At 76.2% G+C, this 17,162-nt stretch carries 11 protein-coding genes; 5 read left to right on the forward strand and 6 right to left on the reverse strand.

Annotation, left to right across the window (positions count from 1 at the left end; translation table 11 throughout):
* Positions 1–4: 4 nt before the first annotated feature.
* From A3CO_RS36200 to A3CO_RS39150, 4 genes are read right to left on the reverse strand one after another with little or no spacing between them, the layout of a single operon-like run.
* The gene (locus A3CO_RS36200; RefSeq protein ID WP_051086043.1) at positions 5–3,337 is read right to left on the reverse strand and encodes a sensor histidine kinase; all 3,333 of its coding nucleotides are present in this window, start codon (positions 3,335–3,337) and stop codon (positions 5–7) included.
* Positions 3,334–4,590, reverse strand: a complete 1,257-nt coding sequence (locus A3CO_RS0122015) for a hypothetical protein (protein ID WP_157647784.1) — start codon at positions 4,588–4,590, stop codon at positions 3,334–3,336. The genes A3CO_RS36200 and A3CO_RS0122015 overlap by 4 nt, the downstream gene beginning before the upstream one ends.
* A 60-nt stretch (positions 4,591–4,650) precedes the next feature.
* A complete protein-coding gene (locus A3CO_RS0122020) occupies positions 4,651–5,316 on the reverse strand; it encodes a response regulator transcription factor (RefSeq protein WP_018334415.1) in 666 nt (221 codons plus the stop codon).
* On the reverse strand, positions 5,307–5,855 hold the full coding sequence (locus tag A3CO_RS39150) for a histidine kinase (protein ID WP_018334416.1): 549 nt from the start codon (positions 5,853–5,855) through the stop codon (positions 5,307–5,309). Before A3CO_RS39150 ends, A3CO_RS0122020 begins: the two co-directional genes overlap by 10 nt.
* A gap of 193 nt (positions 5,856–6,048) precedes the next feature.
* On the opposite strand from A3CO_RS39150, the gene A3CO_RS33770 reads away from it, so the two are divergent.
* The 5 genes from A3CO_RS33770 to A3CO_RS0122050 all read left to right on the forward strand — a co-directional run bounded on the left by A3CO_RS33770 (position 6,049) and on the right by A3CO_RS0122050 (position 10,265).
* Positions 6,049–7,575 carry an Hsp70 family protein gene (locus tag A3CO_RS33770; RefSeq protein WP_051086044.1) on the forward strand — a complete coding sequence of 509 codons (1,527 nt, stop codon included), beginning with the start codon at positions 6,049–6,051 and terminating at the stop codon, positions 7,573–7,575.
* A 91-nt stretch (positions 7,576–7,666) separates the two neighbouring features.
* Entirely contained in the window at positions 7,667–7,873 is a 207-nt protein-coding gene (locus tag A3CO_RS0122035) for a hypothetical protein (RefSeq protein ID WP_018334417.1), read from the forward strand.
* A gap of 73 nt (positions 7,874–7,946) precedes the next feature.
* On the forward strand, positions 7,947–8,972 hold the full coding sequence (locus tag A3CO_RS0122040) for a methylenetetrahydrofolate reductase C-terminal domain-containing protein (protein WP_245561569.1): 1,026 nt from the start codon (positions 7,947–7,949) through the stop codon (positions 8,970–8,972).
* A gap of 11 nt (positions 8,973–8,983) precedes the next feature.
* Positions 8,984–9,748 (forward strand): class I SAM-dependent methyltransferase, encoded by a 765-nt coding sequence (locus A3CO_RS0122045; protein WP_018334419.1) that lies wholly within the window; start codon positions 8,984–8,986, stop codon positions 9,746–9,748.
* A gap of 181 nt (positions 9,749–9,929) precedes the next feature.
* Positions 9,930–10,265, forward strand: a complete 336-nt coding sequence (locus A3CO_RS0122050; protein ID WP_018334420.1) for a hypothetical protein — start codon at positions 9,930–9,932, stop codon at positions 10,263–10,265.
* Positions 10,266–10,353: 88 nt separating this feature from the next.
* Here the strand turns inward: A3CO_RS0122050 and A3CO_RS0122055 are convergent, their stop codons facing one another.
* A complete protein-coding gene (locus tag A3CO_RS0122055; protein ID WP_018334421.1) occupies positions 10,354–11,817 on the reverse strand; it encodes a glutamate synthase subunit beta in 1,464 nt (487 codons plus the stop codon).
* On the reverse strand, positions 11,810–16,489 hold the full coding sequence (gene gltB / locus A3CO_RS0122060; protein WP_018334422.1) for a glutamate synthase large subunit: 4,680 nt from the start codon (positions 16,487–16,489) through the stop codon (positions 11,810–11,812). Before gltB ends, A3CO_RS0122055 begins: the two co-directional genes overlap by 8 nt.
* Positions 16,490–17,162: the final 673 nt, after the last annotated feature.

Here is a 17,162-nt window from a genome sequence, read left to right on the forward strand (position 1 = left end):
CCGGTCACGACGACGGGTCGGGCCCGGTCCCGTCCGCCGTCACCGCCCCGAGCAGCGCCTCGCACGCCGCGACCAGCACCGCGGCCGCCTCACGGACCGCCCGACCGCTCGCGGGGTGGCCCCCCAGCCGCGCCCACGCCGCGCGCTGCTCGCGGGCGAGGCGGGCGAGCTCGGACCGCTCCGCACCGACGTCGGCGCCCAGCCGGGTCCGCGGGTCCCCGCCGGCCAGCAGCCGGGCCGCCGCCGCGCGCCGGGCGTCCGGCAGGGCGACCCGCCCGGCCTCGAGTTCCTCGGCCAGCCGGGCCTCGGCGAGCTCCCGGGCCCCGGCCGCGCGGACCCGGTCGAGTTCGACGGCGAGCCACCGGGTCCACGCCCGGCCGGGTGCAGCGGCGACGAGGCGCTCCGCGGCGTCCAGCGCGGCGCCCGCCCGGCGACGCGCGGCCGCAGGGCGGCACCGGGCCACCAGCGTCGTCGCGAGCCGTCCGACGTTGCGGCCGCCGAGGGCGTCCGGCCCCGGCAGCGCGACCCGCACCGTCCCGGTCAGCGGGTCCTCGACCGACACCGAGACCGCCGGCACGACGCGGGCGCCGACCGTGGGGACCACCTCCAGCCACGGCGGCACCCGCGTCCCCCGGTCGTCCTCCGCGAGCAGCACGAGCCCGTCGACGACCTCGTCCGGGGCGAGCGGGCCGAGCGCGGCGCGCGCGGCCAGGTCGACGACCGCCGCGGGCCGCTCGACGACCCCGGCGAGCACCGCCGCGACGGCCGCGCAGTCGCGCGGGCTCGGTCCGGTGACGCCGTAGCGCCACGGGGCCGCGAGCGCGACGGCGAGCGAGGTGAGCGTCCCCGCGGCGGGGTCCCCGACCGGCACCCGCTCCAGCGCCCGGCGCACCAGGGCCTGGGTCGAGGTGAACACCCCGGACCCCGGATCGGGCAGGGGTGCCCCGACCGCCCCGACCGGCGCCCGGGGGCCGGTCCCGAGGCTCGGGACGACGGCGGGCAGGCGGGTGTCCACGACGGCCGTCGCACCGTCGGGTGGTCGCCGCCGCGGCGCCCCGACGGGCGGCGACGCACCGGCCCGCTCCGGGGCCCGCGCGGTGGGGCCGGTCTCCGCCACGAGCGCGGCGACGAAGCCCGTCGCCGCACCGTCGCCCGGTCCCGGACCGTCGGCGACGGCGGGGGCGAGCGGGATCTCCGCCCGGACCACCGTCCCCTCCCCCGGCCTCGGGTCGACCGTCACGTGCCCACCGACCCGCGCCAGGCGGCTCGCGAGGTTGCGCAGCCCGCGCCCGGGGCCGTCCCGACCGGCGGTGAAACCCGGACCGTCGTCGGCGATCTCCAGCGTCAGGGTCCCCGGCCGCTCCGCGAGCCGGACCTGGACCGCCGCCCCGCCCGCGTGCTTGCGGGCGTTGTTGACCGCCTCCAGGCACACGAAGTAGGCGGCGCTCTCCACCGCCTCGTCGAGGCGACCGACCCCGTCGGCGGCGACGGTGACCGTCGGGTCGCCCGCGAGGTCGGCCGTCAGGGCCCCGACCAGGCCGAGCCGGGTCAGGGTCGCCGTCGAGACACCGCTCGCGGTCTGCGCCAGGACCGCCTCGGCGGCGTCGAGCTGTTCGACGAGCACGGCCAGGCGCTCGCGGGCCTCGGCGACACGGCCGGCGCCGACCAGGTGCTCCACGAGACCGAGGGTGAGGCGCAGTGAGACGAGGTGGTGCTGGGCACCGTCGTGCAGGTCACGCTCGAGGCCCCGTCGTTCGGCGTCGGTCTCGGCCACCAGTCGGCGGCGGGCGGCCGCGATCTGCTCGGCGTGGGCGACCCCGGCGCGCAGCTGGCGTTCGAGCTCGATCTCGAGCCGGTGTGCGGCGACGACCCCGCCGAGACCGTCGGCGACCTCCGCGACCAGCCGGGTGCGGTCGCCGCCCCCGGCGAGGGCCTCGGCGTCCACGGCGAGCGCACCGATCTCGCGCCCGCCGTGGTGCACCCCGAACCGGACCTCCTCCTCGCCCGCTCCGGGTCCCCGCCACGCGAGGACCCGGTCCCGCAGGCCGTCCCGGTGCACGACGAGGCGGACCGACCGGGCCCCGAGGGCCCGCCCGACGGCCTCGGGCACACCCTCGAGCGCGGTGTCGCCGCGGGTCGCCGCGGCGAGCCCGGCGAGGACCCCGGCCGGGGTGGCGCGGTCGCCGTGCAGGAGACGCTCGGCGAGGCGGTCGGCGGCCCGGGACACCGACCCCCAGAGGACCGCGACCCCGAGCGTGGCGACGACCCACCCGGTGACCGTCCCGCCCGAGACGCGCCCGAGCAGGGCGGACACGAGCGCCGCGACGAGCACCGCGAGGCCGCCGAGGGTCACGACGACGAGCAGGACCGCGAGGCCCCGGTGCAGCAGCCGTTCGGCGGAGCGGGCCCGCCGCGCGGCGAGGACGGCCAGCGCGACCACGGCCGCCGTCAGCCGCGCGAACCAGAACAGCAGTGCGAGCGGCAGGCCGACGCCGGCCCCGCCGTGCCGGACGGTGGGGTCGTCCAGGGTCAGGCCCGGGCGGCCGAGCAGGGCCAGCACGAGGGTCAGCAGCGCGAGCACCAGCACCGCGCCGAGGGCGGCGACGAGCACGCTGGTCAGCAGCCGCGCCCGGGCCCGGGCCTCCCGGTCGGGTCCGCGCTGCACCGCCGGGCCGACCGCCGCCGTCCCGAGCAGCGGCACCCCGAACCCGAAGAACACCACGCAGCTCACGGTGTGCGGCAGCAGCGCCGTGCCGAGGCCCGCGAGGAACAGGACCGCCGCCACCACCGGCACCAGGACCCGCGCGCGGCGGCCGCTCGGCCCCCCGACGAAGGTCAGCAACGCCCCGGCGTACGCCGCGCCGGCGACGCCGTGCAGCAGCACCTGGTGCAGCTCGCCGATCTCCAGGCCCGTCGCGGTCCGGACCGCGAGGGTGGCCGCGTGCGCCTGCAGGTTGAAGGCGCCCGCCGAGCCGACCATGGCGAGGGCCAGCAGCCGGGTCGGCCACGCGGTGCCGCCGGCGCGCAGCAGGACCACGGCGACGACGAGGTTGACCCCGCTCGCCGCGTAGTCGACGACGGCCTGGCCGGGCGGTTCGTCGAGCGCCGTCGGCCCGGCGGGGCCGGTCACGGCCACGACCGCCCCCACCACCAGCCACACCAGCGTCATCGCGGTGACGACGCCGAACACCAGCCAGAAGGCCGCCCGGGCCGGGGCGGCCCGGCGCGACGCGACGGCGGTGGTGGCAGCGGTGGTGGTGGCAGCGGTGGTGGCAGCGGTGGTCGTGGCAGCAGTCGTCGTGGCGGCCGGGAACCTGGCCGCGGCGCGGGTCGTCATTGGGCCTCCGGCGAGAGCTCGACGGGCAGCCAGAGCCGCAGCCCGCCGGTGTCGACGTCGACCGCCCCGCCGAGCGCGGCGAGCCGGTCGGCCTCGTCGGCCGGTACGGCCGGGTCCGTTCCTCCGCCGGACCGGGGCGGCAGGGTGACCTCGACGGTGGCGCGGCCGCCCGCCAGCCCGAGGGTCACCTCGAGCGGCGCGTCGCCCGGGACGGCGGCGAGTGTCGCGACGGCGGCGTGGTACAGCCCGGACTCCACCTCCCGGGGCAGTCGGCCGGGCAGGCGCCCGACGAGGCGCACCGGACGGGGCAGGTCGGCGACGACCTCCTCGAGCGCGGCCCGCAGGCCCTGGTCGCGCAGCACCGCCGGGTGCACGCCGCGGGCGATCACCCGGAACCGGTCGAGCAGGTCCTCGAGCCGGACGCGGGCGACGTCGAGGTGGTGGCGGGCCAGGTCCGCGGCCTCGGCCCGGTCGTCGTCGTCCGCGTCCGGGGCGAGGCCGTCGTCGATGACCTCGGCCGCGTCGTCGACGGCGCGGCGCAACGCGGCGAACCGGTCCGTCGTGACATCGGCGAGCTCGGCGGCCAGCCGTCGCCGTTCGGCCTCGCGGGCGCGCCCGAGCCGGCGCCGCGACTCCTCGGTCTCCCGTGCGAGCTCGGCGACCCGGGCGACCCGGGCGCGCAGCTCCTCGCCGCGGGCCAGTCCGCGCACGAGCAGGCCGGTCGCCTCGCTGACATCGGCGACCAGCGCGCGATCGGCGGCCGTGACCGGGCGGCCGGGCTTGCCGATCGTGAGGACCGCCCGCAGCTCCGGGGCGCCACCCGCGTGGTCGAGGACGGCGTGGTCGAGGACGGGGTGGGCGTGGTCGACGTCGGGGCGCGCCAGCAGCGTCGCCAGGTCCCCGACCCGCTCGCCCGCCTGCCCCACGAGGCCGTCGCCGTCGGCGAGCCAGACGTCCGCGTGCGCGGCCCGGGTGCCCTCGCGCAGCACCCCGGCGAGCGCGGGCAGCGAGCCGACGTCCCCGCTCGCGGCCAGCACCACGGACCGGCCGACGTCGGACGACCGCAGCGTGGCCCGGTCCGGCCCGGCGAGCCCGACGGCCGCGAGCACCGCCGCGGCGAGCCCGACGCCGGCGAAGGGGGCGAGCACCGGCCCGGCGGCCCCGAGCGCGAGCTCGCCGGACACCACCGCGAGGAGCACGCAGACGGCGACCACCCCGGCGACGGCGAGCGCGCGCAGCCCACCCGTCGTCATGGTCTCCACTCCTCCGCCAGGCTCCTGGGCACGGAGCGTAGGCAGCGGCTCGGGTGTCGTCTACGCCTCGCCGCGCTGGGAGCGCAGATAGGTGAGCACGGCCAGGACCCTCCGGTTGCTCTCCGTCGCGTCCGCGTGCAGGCCGAACTTGTCGAAGATGCTGGCGATGTGCTTCTCCACGGCCTTGCCGCTGACGAAGAGCTGCGCGGCGATCGCCCCGTTCGCCCGGCCCTCGGCCATCAGCTCCAGCACGCTGCGCTCCCGGTCGGACAGCGCCGCGACGACGTCGGCCCGGTCGGTGCGCGGCTTCTCCACGAGGCGCCGTGCCAGCACCGGTTCGATGACGATCTCGCCCTCGGCGATGCGCGTCAGGGTGTCGGACAGGACGTCGACGCTGCCCACCTTCTCCTTGAGCCGGTAGCCGATCCGCTCGGTGCCGATCTCGAGGATGCGGACCAGGTAGTGCGACTCGGCGTAGTGGGAGAGGAACAGCAGCCCCGTGTCCGGGTGGCTCGCCCGGAGCCGCTCGGCGGTGACCAGGCCGCCGTCGGGCTCGGGCGGCATCCGGATGTCGAGCACCGCCACGTCCACCGGCCGCCCCGCGAGGGCGCGCAGGAGCTCGTCCCCGCCCGGCTCGACGGCGACCACCTCGTGCCCGGCCGCCTCGAGCAGCATCACCAGGCCCTGCCGGAACAGGGCCCCGTCCTCGGCCAGCGCTACCCGCACGGGAACCTCCCGACGATCGTCCCCGCCGCCGCGTGGGCGTCCCCGCCCAGCGGCGTCGCCTCGTCCGCGACGGCGGCCGCGAGCGCGGGGTCGGCCCCGGCGATCGTGACGACGAGGTCGGTGCCGTCGCGTCGGGCGGTGACCGCGAGCGGGCCGTCGCTCGTCGCGAGGACCTCGACCAGCGCGAAGTAGGCCGCGCCCTCGGCGGCGGGCCCGCAGCGGGAGTCGGTGACGTCGAGCGCCACGTCGGCCCCGGTGGCCCGGACCCGTTCGAGCAGGGCCGGCCCGAGTCCGGCCTCGTGCAGCAGCGGCGGGTAGATCCCGGCGGCCACCGCGCGCAGCTCGTCCAGCGCGGAGGCCACCTCGCCCTGCAGCGCGTCGATCTGCTCCCGGGGCGCGTCGAGCACCCCGAGCCGCAGCGCGAGGGAGGAGATGCGCAGGGCGGCGCCGTCGTGGAGCCGGCGCTCGAGCCGACGGCGCCGCTGCCACTGGTCGCGCCGGCGGTCCCGACGACCGGTGGGGTCGTCCGCCGTCGTCATGCCCGGGAGTCTGCGGCGGCCGCGCGCGGCACGGCCAGGGGGCGCGCCCTCCCGACGGGTAGGGCTGACCCCCTTGACGGGGACGCGGTGTGACGATCCGTGGCGCATGTCGGGATCGTGCCCGAAACCCTCGCCCGTTCGCACTATCGCTGGTTACGATCCGTCGAGATCGTCGCTGCTGCCGGGAGGGACCGTGTCCTACGTCCTCGGCGTGGACCTCGGGACCACCACGGTCGCAGCCGCCGCCGGGGACGCCGACCACGTGGCGACCGTGGCCCTCGGCGACCGCGGGGATCTCGCGCCCGCCGTCGTCGCGCGGCGGGTCGACGGGACGGTCGTCACCGGCGACCGGGCGCTGCGTCGCGCGTCGCGCGAGCCGGACCGGGTCGTGCGGGCCGTCCGGCGCCGCCTCGGTGACCCGACCCCGGTCGTGCTCGGGGAGCACACGGCCACCCCCGTCGGCCTCCTCGGCGCGCTGCTGCGCGCCGCGGTCGACCGGGCCACGGCCGTCCGCGGGGACCGGCCGGGCCGGGTGGTGCTCACCCATCCGGCCTCGTGGGGGCCGTACCGGCGCGGACTGTTCGAGGACGTCGCGACCGCGGCCGGGATCGACGACGTCCGCACGGTGACCGACCCCGAGGCCGCCGTCCGGCAGGTCGCGGCCGCGCGGGGTCTCCCCGCCGGGGCGCCGTTCGCGGTGCTGGACCTGGGCGGGACGTCCTGCGAGGCGGCCGTGGTGCGGGACGGGATCGTCGTCGGCGTCCCGGTCGGGGTGGAGCGGCTCGGGGGCGACGACCTCGACGAGGCCGTCGCGGGCGTCGTCGACGACCTCGCGGGCGGGCTGCTGGGCGACCTGGACCCGGAGGACCCGTCGTCGGGATCGGCGCTGGCCCGCTTCCACGCCGACTGCCTCGCGGCGAAGGAGGCCCTCTCGGCCGACGACGAGGTGGTGGTCCCGCTGCTGCTGCCGGGCCGCCACGTCGACGTGACGGTGCGGCGGGCGGCGTTCGAGGAGCGGATCGTCCCCGTGGTGCGCCGGGTCGTCGCGACACTCCGGGAGGCCCTCGACACCGCCGGCGTCGAACCGCAGGCGGTGCTGCTGGTGGGCGGGTCCGCCCGGGTGCCGCTGGTCGTGCGGTCGGTGCGGGCCGCGGTGGCGGCGCCGGTGGTGGTGGAGGCGCGTCCCGACCACGTGGTGGCGCTGGGCGCCGTGCGCGTCGGGGCGGCACAGGGCACCGCCACGGCGGCGGACGAGCCGGACGGACGGACCCGGCTGACGCCGTTGCGTCCGCCCGTCGAGGACGGCCGGACGACGACGGTGCGCATCGCTCCCGGCACGGGCGGCGTGCGCGGGGCCGGGGCGCGCCCGAGGGGCGTGCAGCCGGTACCGGCCGGGCCGGTCCCAGGCCCCGGCCGACCCGCGACGCCCCCGCCACCCGGCACGGGACGGCCCGGCACGGGACCGCCCGGTACCGGGCTCCGGCCCGCCCCGCCACCGCCCGGCCCGGGCCGGGCCGGTCCGCCGACCTCGGGCCCGTTCCCCGCCGTCCCGCCCGGAGCACCCACCCCTCCACCGGCCGTCCCGGGGGCCCGGCCGGCGGGGCCACCGGCGCCGACCGCCCCGCGGTCGGGACGCGGCCGGATCGCGCTGCTGGTCCTCGTGGTCCTGCTCGTGGCGGCGGCCCTCGTCGTCGTCGTCGTCCTGCTGGCGGGTGGTTGATCCCACCCGGACGTGGGGCGCGATCCCGGGGGGGCGCAACCTCGGCGCGCGCCACGCTTCTCCTCATCACCGACGACCCGAGGAGCCCGCCGTGCCCGTCACCGCCGTCACGCCCGTCACCGCCGCCACCGATGCCCTCCCCGCCCGTGAGCGTGCCGTCCTCGCCGCCCTCGCCGCGGGCCGCGCCACCCTCGTCGGGGGCCGCATCCTCGTCGACGGCCTGCCGCTGGCCGACCAGTTCGTCGTCGACCGCCTGCGCGCCGCGGGCCTCCTGGACCTCGCCCGCCGCGTCGCCTGATCGTCGGGCCGGGTGCGCGGCCGGCACCCGCCCGGGAGGGATGCCGGACGGGCGGGCGGGGCACCCCCGCGCGGTGATCAGCTGCCCCAAGCGGATGCAGTACGGCCCGTGCGGTGGGGTCCGGCCCTCCGGGGCCTGCGAGCTCGACGAGGCGCTCCCCTGCCCGTGGACCTCCGAGACCCCCGTGAAGCCCTGGGACGGGCCCGAGCCGGACGCCCCCGCCGTCGTGGACCCGCCGTTGGTCCTCTCCGACCTCTCGGTCCCCGCCCGGGACCCCGCGACGCTGCGCGCCGTCGCCACGCGCCTGGCCGAGGGCGCCGACGCCCTGCTCGTCGCCGACCTGCACGACCGCGCCGACTTCCCGCCCACGATGCTCGCCGCCCAGCTGCTGGAGCTCGGCACGCGGCCGTGGGTGACGCTGACCTGCCGGGACCGCAACCGCGTGGTGCTCGAGCAGGAGGTCGTCGGGCTGGCCGCGCTCGGCGTGGGCGGGGTGCTGTGCGTGACCGGGGACAGCCGCCCGGGCAGCGGCGCGGGCACGACGGTCGGCGCGGGCGCCACCCAGGTCTTCGACCTCGACGCCACCCGGCTCGCCCACCTCGCGGCCTCCGCCGGGCTCGTCGCCACGGCGACCGCCGCGCCCGCCGCCCCGCCGCTCGCGGGCCGCGCCGCGGCCCTCGCCGCCAAGCAGGCCGCCGGGGCCCGGCTCGTCGTCACCAACCACGTCGCCTCCCCTGCGGTGCTCGACGACTTCCTGACGGCGGGTCGCGCGGCGGGGGTGACCATCCCGGTGATCGCCGGGGTCGCCGTGTTCACCGACGCCCGCACCGCCCGCGCGCTCGCCGACCTCCCCGGTCTGGACCTCGACCCGGCGGCCGTCGCGACGGTGCTCGACGCCGACGACCCGGTCGAGGCCGGCATCGAGGTGGCCGTCGCCGAGGCGCGGGCGCTGCTCGCCCTCGAGGGCGTCGTCGGGGTCAATCTGTCCGGTGTGGGTTCGAGTGCCGGGTGGGTACCAGCGGCCGATCTGAAGGCCGAGGTGGGTCGTCGCGTGCGCGCGGCCCACCGGGCGGGGAGCGAGTCCCTCCGCCCCGGGTGAGGGGGCGTGGGGTGCAGGAGGCGCTCGAGGTCGAGTTCGACACCGTGGCGGCGTGGACCGAGGAGGCGGTGGCCGAGCTCGGCACGGACTTCGCGATCCCGGCCGCCTGCCGCGGCTCCGGGCGGCCGGCGGACCTGGCGTGGCTGGCGGACGGCCTCGAGCTGACCGACGGCGACCGGTTCCTCGACGCCGGGTCCGGCCTCGGCGGCCCGACGGCGTGGCTGGTCACCGAGTACTCCTGGCGCTGGCGCGGACCCGTCGTCCTCGCCGAGCCGATGGTCCACGCGGCCACCGCGTCGGTCCGGCTCTTCGGGCACCCCGCGGTGGCGGCGTGGACCGAGGAGCTGCCGTTGGCGGACGGGACCGTGGACGCCGCCTGGGCCCTGGGCGTGCTCGACACGGTGCCGGACAAGCGCGCCGTGCTCACCGAGCTGCACCGGGTCCTGCGCCCCGGCGGCCGACTGGGGCTGCTCGTCCTCGTCGCCCGCGGCGAGCGGGCCGGCGACCTGGAGTCCAACTCCTTCCCCACCGACGTCGACCTGCACCGCGACCTCGCCGCCACCGGGTTCCGGGTGCACGACCGGGTGGAGGCCTCGACGCTGCCCGACGCGCCCCCGGCGTGGACCCGCCGCGCCGACGCCGTGGAGTCCTTCCTGGCCGACCGGCACGCCGACGACCCGGCCTGGCACCAGGCGCAGGAGCAGACCGCCGTGCTCGGGGGGCTGCTCGACTCCCGCGACGTGGTCATCGTGCTGCTGCGCTGCGAGCGGGTCTGACCCCGCCCGGGGCCGGATCGCCTGGCGGTACGGCCGGTCGAGTGACCTCCGCTGGAGTGGACCACCCGACGCGGGATCGGTTCAGTCCGGCGCGGGTACCTGCGTGTCGGCTGGCTCGCGGGGGCGCTCGGCCGTTGTGCTGGACAGGCCGCTCCCACCTCGGGGGCAGGAGGAGGAATCCGTGACGTACGACGCGGTCAGCGCCTACACCGTCCTGCTCGGGGACGGGGTCGGCCCGACGACGGTGAGCGTGCACGGCAGCGCCGTGGACGCGTGGGCGGCCCTGGCGTCCGCCCTCGGGGTCGTCCCCGCCGCGGCGCACCGGCGGCGGTTCGGGTTCCGGGCGAACGCCGGGGTCGTGCCGCGGGACGGGCTCGCGCACGAGGAGGTGCACGAGGCCGCCGAGACGTGGCGCACGCTGGACCCGGAGCGCCGGTTCTGGCAGGTCACCTCGCACCGGCTGCAGGTGACCGTGCCGGCCATCAACACGAGCCCGCTCGTGAGCAGGAGCGCCTGAATCCGACCGCCCCCGACCTGACGAACGGGTCGTTCGTGCGCTGTATCGGCACGAACGACCCGTTCGTCAGGTTCAGGGGTGGCGGCACCTACGCGAACGCCCGGTCCCCCGGGTTGATCGGACGCGGCAGGACGGTGCGGCCGGTCAGCTTCTCGTCGACGCCGCGGGCGGCCGAGCGGCCCTCCGCGATCGCCCACACGATCAGCGACTGCCCGCGGCCGGCGTCGCCGGCGACGAACACGTTCGGCACCGACGTCTCGTAGGAGGCGTCGCGGCGGACGTTGCCCCGGTCGTCGAGCTCGACCCCGAGCGCCTCGACCAGGCCCTCGCGCTGCGGGCCGAGGAAGCCCATCGCGAGGAACACGAGGTCGGCCGGGATCTCGCGCTCGCTGCCCTCGACCGGCTGGAACTTCCCCTCGACGCGCTGTACGTCGACGAGCTTGAGCGCCCGCAGGTGGCCGTGCTCGTCGCCGAGGAACTCCTCGGTGTTCACCGAGAACAGCCGCTCGCCGCCCTCCTCGTGGGCCGAGGAGACCCGGAAGACGGCCGGGTAGGTCGGCCACGGGTTCGAGGCGGGCCGGTCGGCCGGCGGGATCGGCATGATCTCCAGCTGGGTCACCGAGGCGGCGCCCTGCCGGTGGGCGGTGCCGACGCAGTCGGCCCCGGTGTCCCCGCCGCCGATCACGACGACGTGCTTGCCCTCGGCGTCGATGTCGGAGCGCGCGTAGTCGCCCTGCTGCACCCGGTTCGACGGGGGCAGGTACTCCATCGCCTGGTGCACGCCGTGGTTCTCCCGGCCCGGGATGGGCAGGTCCCGCCACGCCGTGGCGCCGACGGCGAGCACGATCGCGTCGAAGCGCTCCTGCAGCTCGGCCACGGAGATGTCGTGCGGGCCGGACCCGCCGACCTCGACGCCCGCGACGAAGTGCGTGCCCTCGGCGGCCATCTGCCCGAGCCGCCGGTCGAGCCGACGCTTCTCCATCTTGAACTCGGGGATGCCGTAGCGCAGCAGGCCGCCGATGCGGTCGGCCTTCTCGTACACGGTGACGTCGTGCCCGGCGCGGGTGAGCTGCTGGGCGGTGGCGAGGCCGGACGGACCGGAGCCGATGACGGCGACCGAGAACCCGGTCTTCGTCTCGGGCAACTCCGGGCGGACCCAGCCCTCCTCCCAGGCACGGTCGATGATCTCGATCTCGACCTGCTTGATGGTGACCGGGTCCGAGTTGATCCCGAGCACGCACGCCGCCTCGCACGGGGCGGGGCACAGCGTCCCGGTGAACTCCGGGAAGTTGTTCGTGGCGTGCAGGCGCTCGATGGCCTCCGACCAGTCGTCGCGCCACACCAGGTCGTTCCACTCCGGGATCATGTTCCCGAGCGGGCAGCCCTGGTGGCAGAACGGGATGCCGCAGTCCATGCAACGCCCGGCCTGCTTCTTGAGCGTCGTCTCGTTGAGCTCCTCGTAGACCTCGTGCCAGTCCTTCAGGCGCAGGTCGACGGGCCGGCGGCGCGGCAGCTCGCGGCCGGTGGTGAGGAATCCGCGGGGGTCAGCCACGAGCGGCCTCCATGATCGCGTCGTTCACGTCGCGGCCGTCGCGCTCGGCGTCGGCGGTCGCTTCCAGGACCCGCTTGAAGTCCACGGGCATGACCTTGGTGAACCGCATCGCCGCGGTCTCCCAGTCGGTGAGCAGCCCGTGCGCGACGGCGGAGTCGGTCGCCGCGTAGTGCTTCTCCACGAGGGCCCGCAGCTCCTCGAGGTCGGAGGCGTCCGGCACCTCCAGCTCCACCATCTGGTGGTTCACCCGCTGCTCGGGCAGGTCGAGCACGTAGGCCACGCCGCCGGACATGCCGGCCGCGAAGTTGCGCCCGATCGGCCCGAGGATCACCGCGCGGCCCCCGGTCATGTACTCGCAGCCGTGGTCACCCACGCCCTCGACCACCGCGTGCGCCCCGGAGTTGCGCACGCAGAAGCGCTCGCCGACCTTCCCGCGCAGGAAGATCTCGCCCTCGGTGGCGCCGTAGGCGATGACGTTGCCGGCGACGATGTTGTCCTCGGCCACGAGCGGGGCGTCGGGGTGCGGCCGCACGCTGATGCGCCCGCCGGAGAGGCCCTTGCCGCAGAAGTCGTTCGTGTCGCCGATCAGCCGCAGGGTCACCCCGCGCGGCAGGAACGCCCCGAACGACTGCCCGCCGGACCCGGTGAAGGTCACGTCGATCGTGTCGTCGGGCAGCCCCGCCCCGCCCCAGCGCTTCGTCACCTCGCTGCCGAGCATCGTGCCGACGGTGCGGTTGACGTTGCGGACGGGCAGCTCGAGGTGCACCGGCGACCCGTTCGCCAGCGCACCCTCGGCGAGCTGGATCAGGGTGTGGTCGAGCGCCTTGTCGAGGCCGTGGTCCTGGCTCTTCGAGCAGAACAGGGTCTGCTCGGCGAAGGAGCCGCGGAGCTCCGGCCGGTGCAGGATCGGCGCGAGGTCGAGACCCTCGGCCTTCCAGTGCGACTCGGCCGCCCGGGTGTCGAGCACCTCGGTGTGGCCGATCGCCTCCTCCAGCGACCGGAAGCCCAGTGCCGCGAGGTGCTCGCGCACCTCCTGCGCGATGAACTCCATGAAGGCCACGACGTAGTCGGCCTTGCCGTCGAACTTGGCGCGCAGCTTCGGGTTCTGCGTCGCGACGCCCACGGGGCAGGTGTCGAGGTGGCAGACGCGCATCATGATGCAGCCCGAGACCACCAGCGGCGCCGTCGCGAAGCCGTACTCCTCGGCGCCGAGCAGCGCCGCGATCATCACGTCGCGGCCGGTCTTCAGCTGCCCGTCGGTCTGCACCACGATGCGGTCGCGCAGACCGTTGAGCAGCAGCGTCTGCTGGGTCTCGGCGAGGCCGAGCTCCCACGGACCGCCCGCGTGCTTGATCGACGAGAGCGGAGAGGCCCCCGTCCCGCCGTCGTGCCCGGAGATGAGCACGACGTCGGCCTTGGCCTTGGACACGCCGGCCGCGACGGTGCCGACCCCGACCTGGCTCACCAGCTTGACGTGGACCCGCGCCGCCGGGTTGGCGTTCTTCAGGTCGTGGATCAGCTGGGCGATGTCCTCGATCGAGTAGATGTCGTGGTGCGGCGGCGGGCTGATCAGGCCCACCCCCGGCGTCGAGAAGCGGGTCTTCGCGATCCAGGGGTAGACCTTGTGGCCGGGCAGCTGCCCGCCCTCGCCGGGCTTCGCGCCCTGCGCGATCTTGATCTGGATGTCGTCGGCGTTGACCAGGTACTCGCTCGTCACGCCGAAGCGACCGGAGGCCACCTGCTTGACGGCGGAGCGGCGCGAGTCGCCGTTCGCGTCGCGGGTGAAGCGCGACGGGTCCTCGCCGCCCTCACCGGTGTTCGAGCGCCCGCCGAGCCGGTTCATCGCGATCGCGAGGACCTCGTGCATCTCCTGCGAGATCGACCCGTAGGAGATGGCACCGGTGTTGAACCGCCTGACGATCGCCGAGACCGGCTCGACCTCCTCGATCGGCACCGGCGTGCGGTCGCCGTCCTTGAACCCGAACAGCCCGCGGAGCGTCAGCAGCGCGCTCGACTGCTCGTCGACGGCGCGCGTGTACTCCTTGAACGTGTCGTAGTTCTGGGTGCGCGTGGAGTGCTGCAGCTTGAACACCGTGTGCGGGTTGAAGACGTGCAGCTCGCCCTCGCGGCGCCACTGGTACTCCCCGCCGACCACGAGCTCGCGGTGCGCGGCGTGCACGCCGTCGGCCGGCCACGCCACGCGGTGGCGGATCGCGACCTCCTCGGCGAGGACGTCGTAGGAGATGCCGCCGAGGCGCGACGTGGTACCGGTGAAGCAGTCCTCGACGACCTCCTCCCCGAGGCCGATGGCCTCGAAGATCTGCGCGCCGATGTAGGACGCGACCGTGGAGACCCCCATCTTGCTCATGACCTTGCGGACGCCCTTGGCCAGCGCCTCGACAACGTTGCGGGTGGCGGTGGGCACGCCGACGCCGGTGATGACGCCACGGTCGATGAGGTCCGCGACCGAGTCGAGGGCCAGGTACGGGTTGACCGCGGAGGCGCCGTAGCCGAGCAGCAGCGAGACGTGGTGGGTCTCGCGGACGTCACCGGCCTCGACGACGAGGTCGATCCGGGTGCGGGTCTTCTCCCTCACGAGGTGCTGGTGCACCGCGCCGGTGAGCAGGAGCGACGGGATCGGCGCGAACCGGGCGTCGGAGTTGCGGTCGGACAGGATGATCACGCGGGCGCCCTCGGCGATCGCGGCCGAGACCTCCGCGCGGATCTCGGCGAGGCGACCGCGCAGGGCCTCACCTCCGCCGCCGACCTCGTAGAGCCCGGAGACGACGTGCGGGGCGAAGCCCGGCAGGTTCCCGTCGTCGTTGATGCCGACCAGCTGCGCGAGCTCGTCGTCGTCGATGACGGGCAGCGGCAGGACGACGCGGCGGCAGGACGCCGGCGAGACCTCGAGCAGGTTGGTCTCCGAGCCCAGCTGGACCTGCAGCGAGGTGACGAGCTCCTCGCGGTAGGCGTCCAGCGGCGGGTTGGTCACCTGCGCGAACAGCTGGGTGAAGTAGTCGTAGAGCGAGCGGCTGCGGCTGGAGAACGCCGCGAGGGGCGCGTCGTTCCCCATCGAGCCGGTGGCCTCGGCGCCGCCCGTCGCCATCGGGCGCAGGAGCAGCGTGAGCTCCTCGCCGGTGTAGCCGAAGGTCTGCTGCCGGCGGACCAGCACGTCGTGGTCGAACGGCACGCGGTGGCGGGCCGGCAGGTCGGCCAGCTCGATCATCCCGGCGTGCAGCCACTCGGCGTACGGGTGCTCGGCGGCCAGCTCGCCCTTGATCTCGTCGTCGTCGACGATGCGGCGCCCGACGGTGTCGACGAGGAACATGCGGCCGGGCTCGAGCCGGCCCTTGCGTACGACGGCCGAGGGCTCGATGTCGAGCACGCCGACCTCGGAGCCGAGGACGACCAGGCCGTCCTCGGTGACCCAGTACCGGGCGGGACGCAGCCCGTTGCGGTCGAGCACGGCGCCGATGACGGAGCCGTCGGTGAAGGCCGCGAGCGCGGGACCGTCCCAGGCCTCCATGAGCGTGGAGTGGTACCGGTAGAAGGCCCGGCGCGCCGGGTCCATCTCGGTGTGGTTCTCCCACGCCTCCGGGATCATCATCAGCACGGCGTGCGGCAGCGACCGGCCACCGAGGTGCAGCAGCTCCAGCACCTCGTCGAAGCTCGCCGAGTCGCTGGCCCCGGGCGTGACGATCGGGAACAGCCGGTCCATGTCGTACGTGGAGAACGCGCCGGTCGAGAGCATCGACTCGCGGGCCCGCATCCAGTTGCGGTTGCCGCGCAGCGTGTTGATCTCGCCGTTGTGCGCGAGGTAGCGGTACGGGTGCGCGAGGCCCCAGGCAGGGAAGGTGTTCGTCGAGAACCGGCTGTGCACCAGGGCGATCGAGCTGGTGGTGCGCTCGTCGGTGAGGTCGGCGTAGAACGGGCCGAGCTGCTCCTCGGCGAGCATGCCCTTGTAGACCACGGTGCGGCTCGACAGCGAGGGGAAGTACGTCTCGCAGCCCGCGGCCCGGGTCTCGTGCTCGGTGCGCTTGCGCAGCGCGAAGGCACGGCGCTCCATCGTGAGCTCGATGCCGGCCGCGTCGTCGCCCGCGTTCGGGGTGTCGACGACGGCGTCCACGCCGCCCGGGAGGCCGACGAACAGCTGCCGGAAGGTCGGCATGACCTCGCGGGCGGTCGGGCCGATGCCCGCGCCGTCGGGGTCGACGGGCAGCTCGCGCCAGGCGAGGACGTCGACGCCCTCCTCGGCGGCGAGCCGCTCGACGATCGCGACCGCCTCGGCGGCCCGCTCCGGGTCCGCGGGCAGGAAGGCCACGCCGGCGGCGTAGCGGCCTGCCCCGGGCAGCGTCACGCCCTGCTCGGCGAGCACCGGGCGGTAGAGGCCGTCCGGGAGCTGGATGAGGATGCCCGCGCCGTCCCCGGTCGCGTGCTCGGCACCACGGGCACCGCGGTGCTCGAGGTTGATCAGCGCCGTCAGCCCCTTGGCGACGATGCCGTGGTCACGGCGACCGGCGATGTCGGCGACGAAGGAGACCCCGCACGCGTCGTGCTCGTGGGCCGGGTCGTAGAGCCCCTGCGGCGCGGGGGCCGTCGTGGTGGGGCTGGTGGCAGGGGTCGTGGTGGTGGCGGCGGTGCCGTCGGCGGCTGCCCCGGAGGTGATGGTCACGGCCTCGTGCCCTCCCGTCGTCGTCGTGTGGTGGCCCGGAACTGGTCCGGATGCGGAGCGTTCGCACCGGGACGTCCCCGGGCTGGATCGGCGGGCGGCACGCGAGTGCCGCCCGGGAGGCGGGCGGTGTGCTGGGGATCGGGCCGGCTCCGTCGGCCGGGTCGCGTCCGTGCGTCCCGCGCCGGACGTCGAGCCGGGTGGTGGCCCAAGCAACCTGACGTTAACGGTGGCGATCGCCGAGCGCACGCATCGCCGACCGATCCGAACCGTGCTGATCGCCACGTTGCGGCAACGAGCCGGCCGCCCGGGTGTCACCGCGCGGGGACGACGCTGTCCGCGGCGGTGGCACGTGTGGTGGTGGTACGGCGTCCGGCTCGCCGCGCGGGGTCACCGCGGCGGGCGGCCGGTCCCGGTCGTCCGACGGTCCCTGCCGCAGCCCGATCTGCGGGGACCGTCGGGTATCGGGGCCCCGGTGTCGGGGTATGCCGTTACCGTGTCGAACGGGTGTTCGATCGAGCGGCGGGTCTGTGCCGACCCGCGGTCCGATCGTCGCCCGTCACCAGCCGACCACGCCGCACGACGGCCGAGACCTCGGGAGCCATCATGAGCGAGACCGACACGCGGGACAGTCTGCCGGGCGACACGCCGTCCGGCCAAGACCCTGCCCGTCACA

The sequence above is a fragment of the Actinomycetospora chiangmaiensis DSM 45062 genome, assembly GCF_000379625.1.
Lineage (GTDB): Bacteria > Actinomycetota > Actinomycetes > Mycobacteriales > Pseudonocardiaceae > Actinomycetospora > Actinomycetospora chiangmaiensis.

Excerpts from the sequence above, each read along its gene's own strand:
- A3CO_RS36200 (WP_051086043.1), bottom strand. The coding sequence starts at position 3,337 with ATGACGACCCGCGCCGCGGCCAGGTTCCCGGCCGCCACGACGACTGCT.
- A3CO_RS0122015 (WP_157647784.1), bottom strand. The coding sequence starts at position 4,590 with ATGACGACGGGTGGGCTGCGCGCGCTCGCCGTCGCCGGGGTGGTCGCC.
- A3CO_RS39150 (WP_018334416.1), bottom strand. The coding sequence starts at position 5,855 with ATGACGACGGCGGACGACCCCACCGGTCGTCGGGACCGCCGGCGCGAC.